The organism is Aestuariispira insulae, from assembly GCF_003385955.1.
Taxonomy (GTDB): Bacteria; Pseudomonadota; Alphaproteobacteria; order UBA8366; family Aestuariispiraceae; genus Aestuariispira; species Aestuariispira insulae.
The window spans coordinates 1-18,260 of the sequence record NZ_QRDW01000009.1 but is presented as its reverse complement, the minus strand read 5'-3'; the positions used below and the strand labels follow the sequence as shown (position 1 = coordinate 18,260).

General features: G+C 57.5%; 21 protein-coding genes. 8 read left to right on the top strand and 13 right to left on the bottom strand.

The window, feature by feature from the left end:
• Positions 1 to 23: 23 nt before the first annotated feature.
• The 3 genes from DFP90_RS17465 to DFP90_RS17455 all read right to left on the bottom strand — a co-directional run bounded on the left by DFP90_RS17465 (position 24) and on the right by DFP90_RS17455 (position 1,878).
• Complete coding sequence (locus tag DFP90_RS17465; protein ID WP_115937815.1) at positions 24 to 917, bottom strand: sigma-70 family RNA polymerase sigma factor; 894 nt, start codon at positions 915 to 917, stop codon at positions 24 to 26.
• An 8-nt stretch (positions 918 to 925) separates the two neighbouring features.
• Complete coding sequence (locus tag DFP90_RS17460) at positions 926 to 1,369, bottom strand: carboxymuconolactone decarboxylase family protein (protein ID WP_115937814.1); 444 nt, start codon at positions 1,367 to 1,369, stop codon at positions 926 to 928.
• Between the two features lie 89 nt (positions 1,370 to 1,458).
• Positions 1,459 to 1,878: a DUF1178 family protein gene (locus tag DFP90_RS17455; protein WP_115937813.1), complete on the bottom strand. Its 420-nt coding sequence runs from the start codon at positions 1,876 to 1,878 to the stop codon at positions 1,459 to 1,461.
• A gap of 137 nt (positions 1,879 to 2,015) precedes the next feature.
• Between DFP90_RS17455 and DFP90_RS23080 the strand changes: the two genes are divergently transcribed.
• A complete protein-coding gene (locus DFP90_RS23080) occupies positions 2,016 to 3,008 on the top strand; it encodes a GNAT family N-acetyltransferase (RefSeq protein WP_218044716.1) in 993 nt (330 codons plus the stop codon).
• A gap of 19 nt (positions 3,009 to 3,027) precedes the next feature.
• Here DFP90_RS23080 and DFP90_RS17440 read toward each other — a convergent pair whose 3' ends face one another.
• The 3 genes from DFP90_RS17440 to DFP90_RS17430 form a co-directional block, all read right to left on the bottom strand.
• Complete coding sequence (locus DFP90_RS17440; RefSeq protein WP_115937812.1) at positions 3,028 to 3,864, bottom strand: carbon-nitrogen hydrolase family protein; 837 nt, start codon at positions 3,862 to 3,864, stop codon at positions 3,028 to 3,030.
• On the bottom strand, positions 3,861 to 4,127 hold the full coding sequence (gene grxC, locus DFP90_RS17435; protein WP_342767810.1) for a glutaredoxin 3: 267 nt from the start codon (positions 4,125 to 4,127) through the stop codon (positions 3,861 to 3,863). The genes DFP90_RS17440 and grxC overlap by 4 nt, the downstream gene beginning before the upstream one ends.
• Positions 4,128 to 4,260: 133 nt before the next feature.
• Positions 4,261 to 5,028, bottom strand: a complete 768-nt coding sequence (locus DFP90_RS17430; RefSeq protein WP_115937811.1) for a ComF family protein — start codon at positions 5,026 to 5,028, stop codon at positions 4,261 to 4,263.
• 94 nt (positions 5,029 to 5,122) lie between these two features.
• On the opposite strand from DFP90_RS17430, the gene DFP90_RS17425 reads away from it, so the two are divergent.
• The gene (locus tag DFP90_RS17425) at positions 5,123 to 6,049 is read left to right on the top strand and encodes a methyltransferase domain-containing protein (RefSeq protein WP_115937810.1); all 927 of its coding nucleotides are present in this window, start codon (positions 5,123 to 5,125) and stop codon (positions 6,047 to 6,049) included.
• Between the two features lie 9 nt (positions 6,050 to 6,058).
• A complete protein-coding gene (locus DFP90_RS17420; RefSeq protein WP_115937809.1) occupies positions 6,059 to 6,862 on the top strand; it encodes a hypothetical protein in 804 nt (267 codons plus the stop codon).
• Between the two features lie 8 nt (positions 6,863 to 6,870).
• Here DFP90_RS17420 and mutT read toward each other — a convergent pair whose 3' ends face one another.
• The 5 genes from mutT to DFP90_RS17390 all read right to left on the bottom strand — a co-directional run bounded on the left by mutT (position 6,871) and on the right by DFP90_RS17390 (position 11,584).
• Positions 6,871 to 7,338, bottom strand: coding sequence for an 8-oxo-dGTP diphosphatase MutT (mutT, locus tag DFP90_RS17415; RefSeq protein WP_181905429.1), 468 nt, complete (start codon positions 7,336 to 7,338; stop codon positions 6,871 to 6,873).
• Between the two features lie 6 nt (positions 7,339 to 7,344).
• On the bottom strand, positions 7,345 to 8,574 hold the full coding sequence (gene argJ, locus DFP90_RS17410; RefSeq protein ID WP_115937808.1) for a bifunctional glutamate N-acetyltransferase/amino-acid acetyltransferase ArgJ: 1,230 nt from the start codon (positions 8,572 to 8,574) through the stop codon (positions 7,345 to 7,347).
• A 41-nt stretch (positions 8,575 to 8,615) separates the two neighbouring features.
• Positions 8,616 to 9,497: a peptidylprolyl isomerase gene (locus tag DFP90_RS17405; protein ID WP_147301047.1), complete on the bottom strand. Its 882-nt coding sequence runs from the start codon at positions 9,495 to 9,497 to the stop codon at positions 8,616 to 8,618.
• Between the two features lie 122 nt (positions 9,498 to 9,619).
• Positions 9,620 to 10,510 carry a LysR family transcriptional regulator gene (locus tag DFP90_RS17395; RefSeq protein ID WP_115937805.1) on the bottom strand — a complete coding sequence of 297 codons (891 nt, stop codon included), beginning with the start codon at positions 10,508 to 10,510 and terminating at the stop codon, positions 9,620 to 9,622.
• A 69-nt stretch (positions 10,511 to 10,579) separates the two neighbouring features.
• The gene (locus DFP90_RS17390; protein ID WP_245957110.1) at positions 10,580 to 11,584 is read right to left on the bottom strand and encodes a mitochondrial fission ELM1 family protein; all 1,005 of its coding nucleotides are present in this window, start codon (positions 11,582 to 11,584) and stop codon (positions 10,580 to 10,582) included.
• 212 nt (positions 11,585 to 11,796) lie between these two features.
• Between DFP90_RS17390 and DFP90_RS17385 the strand changes: the two genes are divergently transcribed.
• Complete coding sequence (locus DFP90_RS17385; protein ID WP_115937804.1) at positions 11,797 to 12,315, top strand: Lrp/AsnC family transcriptional regulator; 519 nt, start codon at positions 11,797 to 11,799, stop codon at positions 12,313 to 12,315.
• A 74-nt stretch (positions 12,316 to 12,389) separates the two neighbouring features.
• On the opposite strand, the gene DFP90_RS17380 is transcribed toward DFP90_RS17385, so the two are convergent.
• Both DFP90_RS17380 and DFP90_RS17375 read right to left on the bottom strand, forming a co-directional pair.
• Positions 12,390 to 13,103, bottom strand: a complete 714-nt coding sequence (locus DFP90_RS17380; protein WP_181905428.1) for a substrate-binding periplasmic protein — start codon at positions 13,101 to 13,103, stop codon at positions 12,390 to 12,392.
• Between the two features lie 198 nt (positions 13,104 to 13,301).
• Complete coding sequence (locus tag DFP90_RS17375; RefSeq protein ID WP_115937802.1) at positions 13,302 to 13,841, bottom strand: cysteine hydrolase family protein; 540 nt, start codon at positions 13,839 to 13,841, stop codon at positions 13,302 to 13,304.
• A 106-nt stretch (positions 13,842 to 13,947) separates the two neighbouring features.
• Here DFP90_RS17375 and DFP90_RS17370 point away from each other — a divergent pair, with 106 nt between their 5' ends.
• From DFP90_RS17370 to DFP90_RS17355, 4 genes are all read left to right on the top strand, one after another.
• Positions 13,948 to 15,021 (top strand): patatin-like phospholipase family protein, encoded by a 1,074-nt coding sequence (locus DFP90_RS17370; RefSeq protein ID WP_115937801.1) that lies wholly within the window; start codon positions 13,948 to 13,950, stop codon positions 15,019 to 15,021.
• 71 nt (positions 15,022 to 15,092) lie between these two features.
• Positions 15,093 to 16,049, top strand: a complete 957-nt coding sequence (locus DFP90_RS17365; RefSeq protein ID WP_115937800.1) for a tetratricopeptide repeat protein — start codon at positions 15,093 to 15,095, stop codon at positions 16,047 to 16,049.
• A gap of 44 nt (positions 16,050 to 16,093) precedes the next feature.
• Positions 16,094 to 17,026 (top strand): hypothetical protein, encoded by a 933-nt coding sequence (locus tag DFP90_RS22950; protein WP_181905427.1) that lies wholly within the window; start codon positions 16,094 to 16,096, stop codon positions 17,024 to 17,026.
• A gap of 236 nt (positions 17,027 to 17,262) precedes the next feature.
• Positions 17,263 to 17,937 carry a PEP-CTERM sorting domain-containing protein gene (locus tag DFP90_RS17355; RefSeq protein WP_115937799.1) on the top strand — a complete coding sequence of 225 codons (675 nt, stop codon included), beginning with the start codon at positions 17,263 to 17,265 and terminating at the stop codon, positions 17,935 to 17,937.
• Positions 17,938 to 18,260: the final 323 nt, after the last annotated feature.

The following is an 18,260-nucleotide window of genomic DNA, read 5'->3' as shown; positions in this document are numbered from 1 at the left end:
CCGCCCGCACAGGACAAGCCCGATCAATGTGTGGCGAGGGAAAGATGGCGGGTCTTGTCCGGATTGCGGGTCACATAGACCGTCTGGATTTTGCCGTCCTGTATCTCCAGGGCGGTCGTCTGCACCAGCCCGTCCTCTTCCAAATTGAGAATGCCCGGCATCTGGTTGATTTTAAGGAACCGGTATTGGCCGGGGATTTGATAGCCGCGTTTCCGGGCCAGATTGGTCAGCAGGCGGATGACTTTTTCCGAACCATAGATCGGGTTGATTGCCGCGCCGGTTTTGCCGCCGCCGTCGGAAATCAGGATCGCGTCGGGCGCCAACAGTGCACCCAGCCGGTCAGCATCGCCTTTGCGGGCGGCTTCAAAAAAGGCCTGTGTAATGCGCTGGCCTTCTTCTTCCGGCACGTCAAACCGGGGCCGGTTGTCCCGCAGATGCTTTCTCGCCCTGACCGCCAGCTGCCGGCAGGTGGAGGGCGTGCGTTGCAGGATCTTGCTCACCTCTTCAAAGGAATGATCGAATACATCATGCAGGATGAAGGCGGTCCGCTCCAGCGGGGACAAACGTTCCATGGCATAGAGCAGGGCGAAGGAAACATCCTTTTCCATCGGCTCGGGATCAGGCTGCAGGTCCGTGATCAGCGGTTCCGGCAGCCATTCCCCGACATAGTTCTCCCGCCTGACCCGGGCGGATTTCAGATGATCCAGGCTCAGCCGGCTAACCACCCGCACCAGAAAGGCTTCCGGGTCGCGGATTTCAGACGGGTCCAGGGCCTGCCAGCGCAGGTAACAATCCTGGACCATATCCTCTGCATCGCCGACTGATCCCAGCATCTGATAGGCTACCGCAAACAGTTTTGCGCGCAGGCGCTCGAAAACCTGTTCGGGATGCTCAGCTACGGGTCGCGGTTCCGTCATGATGTTCCTCAGTCGGTCGGATGCAACGCACGAAAGCCAACGGCAATCCGGTTCCATGCATTGATGTTGGTGATAACCAGCGTCACTTTGACCTGCTCTTCCGGAGAGAACAAGGCCTGAAACTGTTCATAAACCGCATCCGGGGCATGACCATCGGGCAGCAGGGTGAGCGCCTCGCACCAGGCAAGAGCCGCGCGCTCCCGGTCGGTGTAAAGCGGGCTTTCCCGCCAGGCATCCAGCAGATAAAGCCGGTTTTCCGTCTCGCCGTTGGCCCTGGCGTCGGTTGCGTGCATATGCAGACAATAGGCGCATCCATTGATCTGGGATGCGCGCATTTTCAAGAGCTCAACCAGGCTGTGTTCCAAGCCGCTTGAGGCGAGGAATTTCTCCATCGCCATCATCGGTTCAAAGGCTGAGGGGAGGGTGCTGAACGGATCCAGTCTCGGTTGCATGATTTTTCATCCTTGGTTTAATCGAAAAACCAAGGACGGTTTTGAAACCGGATGTGTGACATGAGGGAGCAAAAAAATTTATCCCCGGATCAGTTTTTGGCTTTTTCATCCAGCCAGGGCATCGGCGTGAAATCCACCCCTTCCTCGATCAGTTCCTTGGCTTCATCGGCGGTTGCCTGGCCGTAGATGCCTCGGGCTTCGGTCTCGCCATAATGGATCTTGCGGGCCTCTTCGGCGAATTTGTCGCCGACATTGTCACAATTCTCTTCGACGGTTTTCCGCATCTCGGCGATCATCTGATGCGCGCGGACGGCCATTTCACTCTGGGCCTTGGCCTGGCTGCGGCTGGTGGAAATATTGGGCGCGCTTAACGCCTTGCTTACCTTGTTGGTGCCGCAAAGCGGGCACTCAAGCAATTGTTGCTCTGCCTGTTTGGCGAAGGCGGCGCTATCCTTGAACCAGCCTTCAAACTCATGCTCATGTTCACATTTCAAATTGAACGAAATCATCAAAAGACCTGCAACGAAACGATAATCAGCCTTTCAAAAGACCAAAATGGGTCCTATTTTTTCCGACCCTGCCCATTGATTTGGCGATTTCTTATCCAAAAGACAAGCATTTGTCACGAAAATCAGGTATCCGGCCCATGTCCATGCAAGTAAATCCCGAACCGTTGCCCTTCATTCGCCGTTGGGTTGAGGCGCTGGATGTGCATTATATGGCAGGCGGAGTCCTGGATCTGGCCTGCGGCAGCGGCCGCCATGGCCGGGCCTTCCTGGAAAAAGGCTGGCCGGTAACCTTCCTGGACAGGGATATCACCGGCGTGATGGACCTGGCCGGCGCGCCCGGCGCAACCGTGATGGCGGCCGATCTGGAAACCGATGGCCCCTGGCCCCTGGCCGGGCAGCGATTTGATCTGCTGGTGGTGACAAATTACCTGTATAGGGCGCGGTTTGCGGATATCTTTGAGCTGGTCGCCCCCGGCGGCATGCTGCTCTATGAGACTTTCATGGCGGGCAACGAAGCCTATGGCCGCCCCACCAATCCTGATTTCCTGCTGCAAAGCGGCGAGCTAAAAGACCGGCTGCCCATCGATTTTGAGATCCTGCAATTTGAGGAAGGCCTCACCGGCGACCCGGCGGACGCGGTCAAACAGCGGATCGCCGCCCGGCGCCGACCAGCGGTTTTTGAACGGTCCAAAGATGGCTATACGGTCAGCGATGATCCCGCCCGGCTGGATGTTGCCGTGATGCATGGCTATCTGGCGTCATCCTATTGGTATCGGGGGCTGGCGGAAGCAACGGCTGCCAGGGCGGCCAAACACTCGTTGTCTTTCGGTCTTTATGATCCCAACGGGGCGCAGATCGGGTTTGCTCGAATGGTGACCGACCGCACCACTTTTGCCTATCTGGCCGACGTTTTTATCCTGGAGCAGGCCCAGGGGCAGGGGCTTGGCACCTTCCTGATGGAGGCGTTGATGACCCATCCGGATTTGCAGGGGTTAAAACGCCATATGTTGGTCACCCGGGACGCCCACGGGCTTTATGAAAAATTCGGCTTTGTCGCAGTTGAGCCGGAGGATGCACCGCGCATCATGGTGAAAGAGGATATGGAATTTCACCTGAAGCGCCGGGACTGAATGCGGCCGTTAGCGGGGTCTATTTTTCTTCCAGTGTGAAGGGCCGACCGTTGGACAGGGATGGCACCATGCCGCGTACCTTGTCGACTTCGCCCAGGTCCAATTCCGTAATCACGATGCCGGGGGTTTCACCGCCATCGGCGATCACTTCGCCCCAGGGTGCGACCACCAGGGAATGGCCATAGGTTTCCCGGCCATCTTCATGATCGCCGCATTGCGCTGCTGCCGCCACAAAACAGGTGGTTTCAATGGCGCGTGCGGTCAAAAGGGTATGCCAATGGGCCTGGCCGGTCTTGCGGGTGAAGGCGGCCGGGTTGAGGATGATCCGGGCACCGTTTTCAGCCAGGGTTCGGTGCAGATGGGGAAAGCGCAGGTCATAACAGATCGCCAGGCCGATTTTGCCCCAGGGGCTGTCCACCAGGACCGCCTTTTCACCGGGACGGAACAATTTGCTCTCGCGATAGCTCTCGCCGCCGTCCAGATCCACGTCAAACATGTGGATCTTGTCATAGCGCGCGCGGATCTCGCCCTTGTCATCAATCATGAAGGCCCGATTGGCCATGCGGTCTTCATCTTCCAGCCGTAAAGCCAGGGAACCCACATGGATCCAAACGCCAAGTTCCTTTGCCAGGGCGCGGTAAAGGGCCAGGCAGGGATCATCCGCCTCGGTCCGTGCCTCCTGCATCGAGCGGCCTTTTCGGATATCCACCAGATTGACCACTTCGGGTAAGGAAATCAGCTGCGCGCCCTTGGCCGCCGCCTCACGGATCATCGGTTCGCTCAAGGCCGCATTCCGTTCCACACTGGTGGTGGAGGTGGGCTGGATCAGGCCGATGGTGAGGCGGGCATTTGTCATGCGGCATCTCCCAGCAGCTGGTCCAGCTTGCCGGTGCGTTCCAGCGCCATCAGATCATCACAGCCGCCAATATGGTTATCATTGATGAAAATCTGCGGGACCGTTGTGCGGCCGTTGGCCCGCTGCACCATCTCCGCCTTGCGCTGGCCTTCCGCCCAGATGTCATATTCCGTATAGGCGATACCTTTGGAATCCAGCAGTTTCTTTGCCTGGTGGCAAAAACCGCACATCGGGCGGGCATATACTTCAACAAGGGCCATCATTCATACCTTTCACATCCGGCCCGGACAGGGCGCTGTCGATCTGAGGCGTCGCCGCGTCCGGTTCTCATTGCGCCTGATATAGGGAAGTATGCGCAAAAATGCCAGCCCTGCCGTTCTTCACAGTTTTGTGGGATTAATGGCGCGGCCGCAGAGCACGCGCCAGGGCGATTAGGGATACACGGGCCGCACCGGCCTGTTTCAAGGCATTTGCAATTTCCTCCGCTGTGGCACCGGTGGTCAAAACATCATCAACCAGCAGGATATGCTTTCCTTGTATTTTCTGTTGCGCGCGCGTGGGGATGGAAAAGGCCCGGGCGACATTGCGGCGGCGCTGGCCCGGTGTCAGATGGCCCTGGGACGGCGTGGCCCGGTGGCGCCGCACCAAACGCTGTTCAAGGGGCAGGCCGGTCAATTGGGAAAGGGGTCTGGCCAGGAGGGCCGATTGATTAAACCGCCGTTGCAACAGCCGCCAGCGATGCAGCGGCACCGGTGCGACCAGGTCCGGGGGCGTGTCCAGGCTTTGCAGTGGGCGTAATAGCCACTGTGCCAGGGATGGGGCCAGATCAGTTCGGTCGCCATGCTTGTAGGCCAGGATAATCCTTCGGCTGGTGTCATCATAAAGCACTGCCGCGCGCGCCTGGTCAAAGGTGGGCCGCCGATCAAGGCAGCTGTTACACAGATTGTCTCCGGCCTCGCCGATTTCAAACGGGTAGCCACAGCAATGGCACAATGGGGCGCCTATGAAGGTCATTTGGTTCCAGCAGTTGGTGCAAAGGGCGTTTTTGTCGGAGAGTATTTCTTCGCAGGCGATGCAGCGGTGCGGCAGGATCAGGTTGACGGCCTGCCCAATCAGTTTTCGCGGCCATTGAAACGGATCTCTGTTTTTCTGCAGGCTTGTCATCGTCCACCCCTTTCCGACAGAAGATTAGGGTACCGGGCCTACAGCTTCAATTAAGTCGTTGCCATCTGAGCAAAGAGCGCCTATCTCCCCTGTCATGAGTGATACGCAATTGATCTTTGACCGGGCGCTGTTGAAAAAGCGCCGGGACCGGGCCGCGCGCAGTGGCGACGGGTGCGATTTCCTGTTCCGGGAAGGGGCGGTCCGCCTTGCCGACCGGCTTTTGGATATCCAGCGTGGTTTTCCGCTGGCCCTTGATCTGGGCAGCCATGGCGGCTGTATCGCGGAGGAGGTTGCCGATCTGCCGTCGGTCGGGCATGTGATCCAGTCGGATATTGCGGAAGGCTATGCCAGGCAGGCAAAGGCCCATGGCCCTGCCCTGGTCGCGGATGAAGAATGGCTGCCGATCCGGCCGGAAAGCCTGGATCTGGTGATCAGCAATCTCTCGCTTCATTGGGTCAATGATCTGCCCGGTGCCTTCATTCAGGTCAACCATGCCTTAAAAGCTGACGGCCTGTTCATCGGGGCGCTGCTGGGCGGGGATACCCTGTATGAGTTGCGGGAATGCCTGATGCAGGCGGAGATTGATATCTCCGGCGGGGTCAGCCCGCGCATCTCGCCTTTCGCCGAGATCCGGGATGTGGGCTCGCTGATGCAGCGTGCCGGATTTGCATTGCCCGTGATCGACAGCGAGACCGTTACCGTGCGCTATGAGAATATGTTCCGCCTGCTTTCGGATCTGCGCGGCATGGGGGAAACCAACATGCTGATCCAGCAGGCGCGCGGCATCCCGCGCCGGGCCATTTTCATGCGTGCAGCGGAATTGTATCAGGAACGGTTCCAAGGCGAGGACGGCCGCATTCCGGCCACCTTCCAGATGATTTTCCTGCATGGTTGGGCCCCGCATGATTCCCAGCAGAAACCCATGCGTCCCGGCAGCGCCAAGACCCGGCTGGCGGATGCGCTGGAAACGGATGAAGTGAGCGTTCCGGACAAGACCGGAAACAGGGCAACGGAAGGCTGAGGCAGGAAAATGAACCAATCTGACGATCACCAAAATCCGCAACTTGCCATGACCGCATGCGTGGCCCTGTCCTGGCAGCATTTTTGGTCGGAGTTTCGCGACTTCCGGTCCCTGGTTTTTCTGCCGGCGGTGGTGCCGGCGCTGATTGCGGCGGTGCTGCAGGCGGTGAACCCCGGATTTGTCCTCGGTTATAATCCGGAACATCAAACCTTGGTCATCGGCCCGGGGCTGTTGCTCGTCTTCCTGATCAAGGTTGCTCTGTTCGTTATGTTTTCTGTGGCATGGCACCGCAAGCTGCTTCTGCCGGATGAGAGCCCGACGGTTTGGGAGGCCCTGAAATGGCGCCCGGAAAAGAGCGCATATCTTTTCAAGAGCCTGGCGATCCTGATGCTGGCATTTGCTTTCAGCGTGATCCTGTCCGGTGTATTGGCCACCATTATCGGCGGCGGAGCGGGACAGTTGTTCGGCATGGCCGCGGGCTATGGTGTTGCCTTATATATCTACGCAAGGCTGGCGCCGTGGCAGATCGGCAGCACGATCGGTGATACCACGCCCCTGGCGGAGGTGATCCGGACCGGCAAGGATAAAGCCTGGTCCTTTGCCGGCCTTGCCTTCATTTCCCATATTTTCCTGCTGGGCCTGCCTGTGGCGGCCAACTATCTGTTGGGCATGATCTTTGCGGATGCCATGATCCTGGAAAGCCCGGTCTTGTTTCTTCTGTCGTCACTGATCGGGAACTTCATGGAATTTGCCGGGCTGGCGTTGGCTGTTGGCATGCTGTCGTTTGGATACCGGTCCTGGTCCCGCGCCTGACAGGGGTGTCAGAGCAGATCCCGCAGCATCGCGATCAAAGGGATATCGGCGGGCGGCATTGGATAATCGCCCAGGCGCACCGGCCGGGCCCAGGCCAGTTTCTGGCCTTCTTTCGGGTGCGGGGTGCCTTTCCAGGTGCGGCAGGCATAAAGCGGCATCAGCAGATGGAAATCATCATAACTGTGGCTGGCAAAGGTTAATGGCGCCAGGCAGCTTTCCCGCGTGTCGATATCCAGCTCTTCTTTCAATTCCCGGATGAGCGCTGCTTCCGGGGTTTCGCCGGGGTCGACCTTGCCGCCGGGAAATTCCCACAGGCCGGCCATGGATTTCCCTTCCGGCCGCTGGGCGATCAACACCCGCCCATCGGCATCAATCAGGGCGACCGCCACCACCAGCAGCGTGGGCTTAGGCTGGTCGGTTTGGGCATCGCGTTCTCCGGCCTGCCAGCAACCGGATTCTGACATAATCTCTGCCATCGGGTTTTAACTCCGGTAATCGGCGTTGATATCGATATAGCCGTGGGTCAGATCACAGGTCCAGACCCGCGCCTTGCCATTTGCGATGCCGACATCGACCGCGATGTTGATTTCCATGCCCTTGAGATGGGCGGTGACAGGTGCCTCGTCATAACTGGACACCCCTTCGCCATCCTTGGCGATGGTGACGCCGCCGATGGAAACGGACAGTTTGTCCCGGTCAGCGCGCTCACCCGCCTTGCCAACCGCCATGACCACACGGCCCCAATTGGCGTCCTCACCGGCAATCGCGGTTTTCACCAGCGGTGAATTGGCGATCGACAGGGCAATCACCTTTGCTGCCCGGTCGTTTTCCGCGCCGCTCACATCGATGGTGATGAATTTGCTGGCCCCTTCTCCATCCTTGGCAACCAGTTGCGCCAATTCGATCAGCAGGCTTTCCAGATCGGCATAGAAGGTATCCAGTGCCGGGGCGTCGGCTTTGGTCGGGGCGATATTGCCGGCTTTGCCGGTTGCCGCCAGGATCAGGGTGTCGCTGGTGGAGGTATCACCATCCACCGTCATGCAGTTGAAACTGCGGTCGACCGCCTTTTTCAGCAGACTGCGCAAAATCGGGGCCGGAATATTGGCGTCGGTGAACAGGAAGGACAGCATGGTGGCCATGTCGGGCGCGATCATGCCGGATCCTTTGGCTATGCCGCCGATCCTGACCGGAATATCCCCGATGCGGGTGTCCCGGAAGGCCGCCTTCGGGAAAGTGTCGGTGGTCATGATGGTCTTGGCGGCCAGATCCCAGTTATCCGCCTTCAGGCTTTTGGTCAGGTCGGGCATGGCGGCCTCGACTTTTTCGACAGGCAACTGCTCACCGATCACACCGGTGGAGGCAATGAGAACTTCCTCCATGGCGCATCCCACCGCCGCTGCGGCCGAGGCGACCATTTTTTCCGTGGTCACAACCCCGTTGGAGCCGGTGAAGGCGTTGGAATTGCCGGAATTGACCAGGATCGCCCGAGCGGTGCCACCGGGCAGGACCTTGCGGCACCAGTCAACCGGTGCGGACCGGGTCAGGGACCGGGTCAGAACACCCGCCACCTGGCTGTCTTCCGCCAGTTCGGCCAGGAACAGATCGGTCCTGTCCTTGTATTTTATGCCCGCGGCGACGGCACCAAGGCGCACGCCTGCGATCTCCGGGATATGGGGCAGGGATTCCGGGGCGAAAGGAGAGGGTTTCAGCATGATCTGTTGCTCCGAAGGTAAGAAGCAGGAGGTTTCAGGGATTATTGAACGCCAAGCAACTCGGGAAGGACCTGGGCCGGAGGATTAATCGATTTCCCATCCAGGTCGAACCGTTCGATTTTGGCATTATCCACGATGGATTGTTTCACATCACCGGCCATGGCCTGGCCGACAGCCTGGGCCAGGCGGGGTTTGATCTGGTCAAAGCTGGGCGGATCGATGACGCGCTTTTCTTCGACCAGGATCACATGCCAGCCATATTGCGTTTTCACCGGATCGATCGAATAGGTGTTGGGCTCCAGGGCAAAGGCGATATCCTCAAACTCCTTGACCATCTTGCCGCGGGCGAAAAAGCCAAGATCGCCGCCCTGGGCACTGCTGGGGCCCTGGGAACGGGTTTTCGCCAGTTCGGCAAAAGGCTGACCTTGGCCAACCAGATTAATAATCTCACGAGCTTCCGCTTCGCTATTGACCAGGATGTGGCGCGCGCGGACTTCTTCCTGCGGCGGATTGGCGGCGACGAATTTGTCATATTCCGCCAGCAGCAACTCATTGGTTAGGCGCTTTTCGATCTCGCGGTTGAGATAGACATTATGGATGGTCCGGTCCTCAAAAGCCTTCATCCGTGCCTGGACTTCCGGATCGGCTGCCAGGTTTGCCTCGCGGCCCTTTTTCACGATCAGGACCTGCTGGATCAGCAATTCCAAAACATGAGGATAGAGGGTTTCCATGCCCTGCTGGCGCACGCGCGGCGGCAGGCTGGAATAGGCGATGGTGAAATCCTGGCGTGTGATTTTCTCCCCTTCCACCACGGCGATCACCTGGTCGCCGGACGGATCCTGGGCGGCAAGTGGCTGAACGGCCAGCAGGGCTAAGCCAGCCAGCAGACCGACGGTAATTTTACGGAAGGTGGAAATGGTCATGTCTAAGCCTGTTCGAGAAAAAATTAACGGTCGCCAAAAGACCACAGCTTGGCCGTGCGGACAAGGATCTAATGCGCTTGATGGGGCTATGAAATGACCGGGTCGGAAAATGTCCGGTCCGGTCAGAAATCGGATTCGGCCACTTTACGCAGCAGGAAGTCGCGGAAAACCGTAATCCGTTTGGAATTGCGCATTTCTTCCGGATAAACGAAATAGGCGTGATGCTGGGGGCCTTCCAACTCGGGCAGGATATGCACCAGGTTGCTTTCTTCCGGGATCATGAATTCCGCCATGGCTGCAATGCCAAGGCCACTGCGGCAGGCGCGGTAAATGCCATAGATGTTATTCACTTGCAGAACCGGATGGCGCGGATTGTCGGACCGTTCCCCCTCATGCAGCAGCCAGTTGATGGTGCGCACGGGATGGGGGCTGTCTTCGCCAAAGATGATCAGGCGATGGTCATCAAGGTCCTCAACCGTTTGTGGGAAGCCGCGCTCTGCTAAATACTCCTTGGACGCATAAACCCGGCTGTGGACTGTCATCAACGGGCGCTGGATCAGGTCGGGCTGGGTGGGGGGCGTCATGCGAATGGCCACATCGGCCTCGCGCATGCCCAGATCCAGCTCCTGGTCGGAAAGCACAAGACTCACCTCCACCTCGGGATAAAGCTCGATAAACTCCTTGATGCAGGAGGTCAGCCAGGTGGATCCGAAAGCGATGGTGGTGGTGACTTTCAAGGGACCGCTGGGGCGATCCTTGGATTCGGACAGCCGCGCTTGAACCATGGTCAGCTTATGGAAAACATCCTTCACGGTGCGCAACAGGGTTTCACCCTGTTCGGTGAGGATCAGGCCACGTGCATGCCGATGGAAAAGCGGTGTCTGCACGCTATCTTCCAGCGCGCTGATCTGGCGGCTGATGGCGGATTGGCTGAGATTCAGCTTTTCCCCGGCATGGGTGAAGCTGCCCGCCTCCGCGACCGCATGAAAAATCCGCAATTTGTCCCAATCCATAGGCATGACAATACTCATAAAAATCCAATAAGACTCAAAATACTAACGGGATTCGCAAGCGCCGTGAAGCTAATCCCGCGCCCCCCTTTGACGCAGGGCATCAATCACGGCTTCGGCAACCCGGTCGGTTTCCCGCAATGGGGTATAATCCCATTGTTCCAACCGGCCGCGAAACGGCCTTGTCACCCCGGCTTCTTCCATATCCTGATGGAAAAGATCAAACTTTGTTTTACCGTTCGATGGCAAATGGATGACCATGACCGGTTTGCCGGTGGCGCAGGCTTCCGAGACCATATTGACTGAATCCCCGGTCACGATGATGGCATCCGCTGCGCCCAGATAGGCAAAATAGGGATTGTCGCCGCTGCCATTCCAGAATTCGCCGGGAATGTCCGCCAGGGCGGCGCGCAGGGCTTTTTCCGATTCCGGCCGGGTGCGCCGGGAGGCGGTGATCAAAAGCTTAGCAGCCTCCGCCCGTGCCATCTCCGCCAACTGGCGGCCGATCTCGGCGGCCCGTAATGGCGGCAGCTGATGGGTTTTGCTATCACCGCCGATGGCGACAGCGATAACCGGTTTGGCCAGGGACTGAACCGGTCGGGCAAATGACTGAGCCGCGGCTGCCACCCGTTCCGCCGTCACCCGGCCAAGAGCCCCATGGGTCTGGATCACATTCGGGCCGGTCAATTGGTCATGCACCGGGGCGGCAATCATATCGAAATGACGGCATGGGACACGTGGATGCTGGACATGGACAGCAAAGGTACGACCCTTGGATCGGCGGCGAATCTCAATGGCGGGGCCAACCGCATGGCGGCCGCAGGAAATCACCAGATCGGGCCAGGGCGGGGTCAGTGATGCGCCAGCCGGATCCAGTCCCAGGATGCCGGGCGGCCAGAATACCGGCGGCAGCTGGCGCCAGGGTGCTTTCAGGCGAATAATCTTCTCTTCGATGTCGAATGCCCCGGCCCCCGCCTTCGGCGCCACTCGTGCCACGGCTTCGGCCAGGCCAAGCGCGCCTGCCACCATGCCGGCACGGCCGTCTGTAATGACCCAACATCTTTTGTTTTCAGTCACTGTTTTTATGTCCCGGGGGTGTGGCGTCACTGGCCCACAGATTTTCAGGTGTGTGGGGGCTGGTCAACCAGGAATGGATAGGCTATATGCCCCGAAATTTCCCGGAAAACAAGGCGGAGGCTTGGTTTTTACGGGGAAATACCGTTATAATTTTCTTGCTTTTCCGTGGAATATTGTTTTATTTCCCCCTCGCTAATTAGAAGGGAAGACCCATGCGCCGTACAAAATTGGATAAAATCGATCGTCAGATCCTGGCCGATCTGCAAGATGATGGCCGGATGACCAACGTGGAGCTGGCCAAAAGGGCCGGGATTTCCGCCCCTCCCTGTCTGCGCCGGGTGCGGGCGCTGGAGGAAAATGGTTTTATCCGGGGTTATCATGCCGATGTGAATGCCGAAATGCTGGGCTATGGCGTGACCGTCTTTGCCTTTGTCGGTCTGGTGAGCCAGGCGGAAGCCGATCTGAAAGCGTTTGAAAGCCAGGTTTCAGGCTGGCCGCTGGTACGGGAATGCAACATGCTGCAGGGGGAAACCGATTTTCTGTTGAAAATCGTGGCAAAAGACCTGGACAGTTATAATCGGTTCCTGACCCAGGAACTGACGGCGGCCAATAATGTCTCCCATGTCAAATCCGCGATCGGGATCCGCAACTCCAAGCGCAGCTTCGGCGTGCCGATTGATGTGGAGGAAGGCGATGACGAATATGGTTCTGAAGAGGCCATGGATATCTGATTTTACCAAACATGGTCTGTATTATGGGCGGGGCATTCATGCTCCGCTTTTTTTGTGCCTCACTTAGGATCATATCATTTGGAAACTGGCTTGGATGACTGTTCACTGGGTAATGCGACCAGATGATCTAGGGTGCCATCAGCACGGAGCGCGATCAGTGCCCGGTTGAAATCCGCGATGATCTTGATGGCGTCTGGTTGGTTCTTGGCGATGATCAGATGGGCGCTTTGTTTGCTGACCGGCGGCTCGATCATGGTGAGTTGCTGCGGTGCGGCCCCAAAATGGTGGCTGGCAATTGACTGGCCCAGGATTCGGTCGGACAGCACATAATCGGTCCGGTTACGCAAAAGCTGTTTGAAGCAGGCATCCATGTCCGATGGTTTGATAAGGATTAAGGTTCCTTTGATCACTCTGTCTTCGATGACGGAAGGAACCTCATAGCCGACCGGCAGACACAGGCGTTCACCCCTCAGGGTATCCGGCCATTGACTTGCGTTTGGATGACGGCGCTCGAACAAAATGCGCTCATATTGGAAGATCGGATCGGAAAAATGGAAATCAACCAGCCGGTCCCGGGATTTCACATAAGGATATGTGGCCAGATATTGTCCGGCCTTGGTTTCCTCGTAACCCCGTTTCCAGGGCCGGTATTCGAGGGCAACCTCCTGGTTCATCCAGGCAAAAGCCGCAATGACAATTGCGCTGGCCAAGCCGCCTTCAGGCAGTTCTGCACCGGTATAGGGCGGGAAATCGTCACCGGTTGTCAGGCGCAGAGGTTCGGCCTTCACCGCGTGCATCACCTCCAGGCAGAATGAGATTATGACTAGACATTTGAGAGCCGGCAGCCGGTTCCATATCATCTTGCTCACTCCGCCGGTCAAGGTTGATCGGCAAATGATAGCACAGTAATGGTTTTGCGCCTAAAGCGGCACATCCCGTTGGTGTGCCGCCTCGGCTTTTGTGTGGCGGGCCGGGTGAGAAGGCAGTTAGCCGGTGAATTGGAGATCTGCGGCGGCGATGCCTTTGATTGGCACCGAAAAGGATTGGATCACGGTCAGGGTCGCATTGTGATGCGCGCGAATTTCTGTTGCCGCGGCATGGGGTTTATCATGGGTGGTGTGGCCATCAGTTACCAGCTTGATCGCATAACCGAGACCTGCGGCGCGTCTTGTGGTGGTGTCGACACAAAATTCGCTGGCATATCCGCAGATCACCAGCTGTTTGATGCCGAGCGCCTGTAACTGGTCATGGAGATCTGTCTTGAGGAAGGAATCCGGTGTGGTTTTGCGGATGAACCGATCCCCATCTTCGACGGCCAGTTTTTCGGGCAATCTCCATCCGGGGCTGCCGTAGGCAACCGGGCTGTCTGGCGCTTCATGTTGAATAAAAAACACCGGCAACTCCGCCTTTCGGGCCTTTCCGGTGATAAGATTGATCCGATTGATCACGGCATCGATATCGTCCGGACGGGGTTCCGGGTCGGTCAGGGCGCATTGGATATCAATGACCAATATGGCAGTTTTCATTGAAAAATAGTCTCCTGCAGCGGGGAGGTTAACCTGTTTTGATTGTTTGAAATTCTCTCGTCCCGGTTTACCATGCCGGGGGTTCAATCCACTTCACGGGGATCATATGGCAAATCGCAAACCGGTCAATCTTGCATTGCAGGGAGGCGGAGCCCATGGCGCCTTCACCTGGGGGGTGCTGGATTGCCTGCTGGCAGACGGGCGCATTGCGATCGAAGCGATCAGCGGCACATCGGCTGGGGCTATGAATGCGGTTGTTCTGGCGGATGGCCTGATGAAGGGGGGCGAGGATGCCGCCAGGAAGGCACTGCATGATTTTTGGAAAGCGATCAGCGATGCCGGGCGGATGAACCCGATCCAACGCGGCCCCCTGGATGTCTGGCTGGGTCATTGGGGGATGGAAAACAGCCCGGCCTATCTCTTTTTCGATCTTATAAATCGCTTGGCCTCGCCCTATGATCTCAACCCCCATAATCTCAATCCTTTGCGCGAGATATTGGAGAGCCGGGTGGATTTTGACGCCGTCCGCGCCTGCGATAAGGTGAGGGTGATGGTGTCGGCCACCAATGTGGAAACCGGGCGGGTAAAAATTTTCCGTCACGGCAATCTGACCGTGGAAAAAATCATGGCTTCGGCCTGTTTGCCGTTTTTGTTTCAGGCGGTTGAGATTGACGGCGTGCCCTATTGGGATGGTGGTTATATGGGCAACCCCGTCCTGTTTCCATTCTATTCCACATGCGAAAGCAGTGACATTGTGATCGTCCAGATCAATCCCATGACCCGGCCCGGCACGCCGAAAAGCGCCCGTGAAATTCTCGACCGGGTGAATGAAATCACCTTCAATGGAAGCCTGATGAAGGAATTGCGGGCCATTGAATTTGTCCAGCGCCTTTTGGATGAGGGGCGCCTGGATGAACGGCGTTATCGTCGGCTTCAGATGCATATGATTGAAGCGGAAGAAGAGATCCTGCCGCTTGGGGCGTCCAGCAAGATGAATACGGAATGGCGCTTTTTCAAACATCTGTTCCGGATGGGGCACGCCGCGGCGGAGCGATGGCTGGATGCGCATTTTGATAAGATCGGGCAGCAATCCAGTGTCGATCTCCGAAGCATTTTTCAAGGTGGTTATGCGGAAGCTGCCTCGGATGGATGCGGGGAAAACACCTCGAAATTTGCATAAAAAGCTAATTGATAATTCTCTAATAAACTGAGGATTTGTTGTATCATGCAGGCGCCTGATAGGAGGATGATTTGAATTTACGCGATATCACGCTGTTTTTGCTGGCCGCACTGATGCTGGTCGGCTGCAGCGATGTGAAAGGCAATTATTACCTCAAAGCCGGTGAATACCGGGATGGTATTGCCGCCCTGGAACCCATGTATCGGGAAAATCCTGCTGATGCCCGGGCGGCCTATTTCCTGGGCCGAATGCATCTGGCGCTCTCTGAGAGCGGTAAGGCATTGCCCTATATGGAAAAGGCGGTGCAACTGAAAGGGGATAGTGCCGATTATCGCTTCTGGCTGGGCATTGCTTATTGGGGGCAGAAAAAGCCGGATCTGGAGCGGGCATCCTATTTAAGGGCGCTGGAATTGGAGCCTGATCATCTGCCATCCAGCCTGTATCTTGGGCATAACTATTTCGACAGCAAGCAATGGGCCCTGGCGCTGGAGAGATATGATCATGTTCTCTCTCTTTATGATTGGAACAGATCTGCGCTTTATAACCGGGCCCGGACCCTGGTCCAGCTGAATAAGGATAAAGAGGCCGTTGAGGCGCTTGAGACCTTTTTGGAACGCTATTCTTATGGGGCCTATGCCATCCGGGCGACCAGTGCACTGAATGCGCTGGGCGACTATCGCTATCGGAATTTCCTGATCGGCAACCGGAATCTGCCGCTTAAGTCGGTGGAGTTTCGCCGTGGCGCGGCAGAACCGGTTGATGAAGGATTCCAGGCGCTCCCAATTCTTGCCACAGTTTTGAGCGATAACGCGTCCCTAAAACTTCATCTGGTTGTTCACGTGGCGGGCGACCGGGCGCTGGCCCGGCAACGCGTGATTGCGGTGCGTGACTATATTCTTGGTGAAGAACCGGATATTGGTGCGGATCGGCTGTTGCTGAGCTGGTTCGCGGAACCGGAGATGATTGAAAGCGCCAATGGCAATATCACACTGAATGAATCGGTACGTTTCATAACGGCAGTTGAATAAGGGGGTGAAGGCAACCCTCCCTATCGTTGAAAGAGAGTGAGAGTATGATGACAGGACAGGAATTTGAGACGAAACTGAAGCTTGCGATGGCCGCAGCAGCCGTTTTTACCTTCCTGGGTGGGGCACCGGCCATGGCCCAGACCGCGGATGACGGCACAGGAACATCGGAAACAGGTGATGACGGGGCCGCAGGCACCGGTGACACCGGCGATGTCGGCGATGCGGGTGATGGTACTGGTGATGGCACCGGTGACGGCGATGAACCTGCCTTCGAAAATGCAGCCCAGGCGACCCGTGCGGAAAACCTGGCCGCTGCCGCGGCTGATGCTGCTGCGGCGGAAAACGAAGCGGCGCTAGCGGAAGCGGAAGCGGATGCGGATGCTGCCGCGGAATCGGTCGCAGACGCTGAAGCCGCGTTGGAGGCTGCTTTGGCGTCGGAAGATCCGGAAGCCATCGCCCTGGCCGAAGCTGCCCTTGCTGAGGCAGAAGCCGCATTGGCGGAAGCAGAGGCCAATGTGGATTCGGTCCTTGCCGATGCGGCCTCTGTTGATGTTGGCGCGATTGCCGATATGCGCTCTGCCGGCATGGGATGGGGGGAGATTGCCCATGAATTGGGTGTGCACCCGTCTGTTTTGGGGCTGGGCCGCACCAAAAAGGCAATGGCGAGCGCTTCGCTCGATACCGGTAATGGCAAAGGCAAGAGCACAGGCCGGGATATGAAATCTGGCGCGGCAAGCTCAAATGGCAATGGCGGCTCCAACGGCAAGGCCCTGGGGCTGAGCAAATCCGCCAGCAGCTCGGCGGCCGGCAACGGCAATAGCGGCGGCAACGGCAATAGCGGCGGCAACGGCAATAGCGGCGGCAATGGCAATAGCGGCGGTAATGGCGGCGGTAATGGCGGCGGTAACGGCGGCGGCAACGGCGGCGGTAACGGCGGCGGCAATGGTGGCGGCAATGGCGGCGGGAAGAAAAGCTGATCACCGTCAGCTGGCATAATTGTTCAACGGGGCGGGAGGTTTTCTTCCGCCCCAATTTTTCGGGGCAACCGTGAAGGGGCCGCAGGTTTCTCCTCAGACCTGACGGTATTTTTTACAACTACAGATTTATTAGTTACCTCTTTAACGCGAAAATTCGCAGGATTGTGCGGGTTTCGTCAAAGGGCATAAAGATTGCTAACAATGGCCCTAAATCAGAAAAACTGCCGGGGGCTGAAGTGTTCAAAAAAATCATGAAACGCCTTGCTGTTGCCGCGCTGCCGGCTTTGGCCGGGTTTGTGCCGGGTTGGGGAAGCGGGGCGGAGGCTACCCTGGTCATGGGAAGTTTCGAAGGACGCCTGGATCAGGTTGACGCCAGGCTGGCGTCGGATTTCGCCATGGGCGACCATTTTTCGGGCCATTTCATTTACGATACGGATGCCTTGCCCAATCGGGTCGGTCAGATCACCACCTATCGCCAGGATATCATCCGCTCTTTTGAATTCACCATCAATGGCCGGGATTTCCAAAATCCGGTCCTGAATAATTCCATGCGTGTGCTGGATGATCTGAACGGCAGCCAGGACCAGTTGCGGATCAAATCCTCCTTCGCCGGGGCGGAGACTCTCGCCGGTTTCCTGCTGGATTTTGTCTCCATCGGCCTGCTGGATTTTGACCATCAGGCGCTGGCTGATGATCTGCCGCCGCAAAGCCTGCCGGCCGTGGAGGATTTTGAGGGCCGCGATTTCCAGCTTCATGTGGTGAACCCGGCTAACGACCCCTTTGACCGCATCCACCTGTCCGGCGAGCTGGACCGATTGAATCTGGAAGTGGTCCTGGTGCCGGAGCCGCCATTGGTCTTGCTGCTGGGGCTGGGCCTCATTGCCATCGGCTGGCGCCGCCGCCGGTCTTGAGCCTCATTGAGAAATAAAAAACGGGGCCGTTTGGCCCCATTCTTTTTATTGCCTGTTGAAACAAAAATGAGGTTTTCGCTCGAAATTAAACTAAAAGTGGTATGATGGTTAAGCGCAATTAACTAGGGGATAAATATGGCAGATCGGATTGAGAGGTGAACTAGTCCCCATTTGTTGGACAGATCCAGCCGCAGTTTAAGCTACAAACATGCTCTCTGATCGGTTCTCCATGATTACTGACTATGCTGCCCTGTCTGCCGCTTGGAGGACCGGGCGATAGCCCGGGCCGGAGAGCGGCAGGCATCCGTGATAAACTTCCCTTG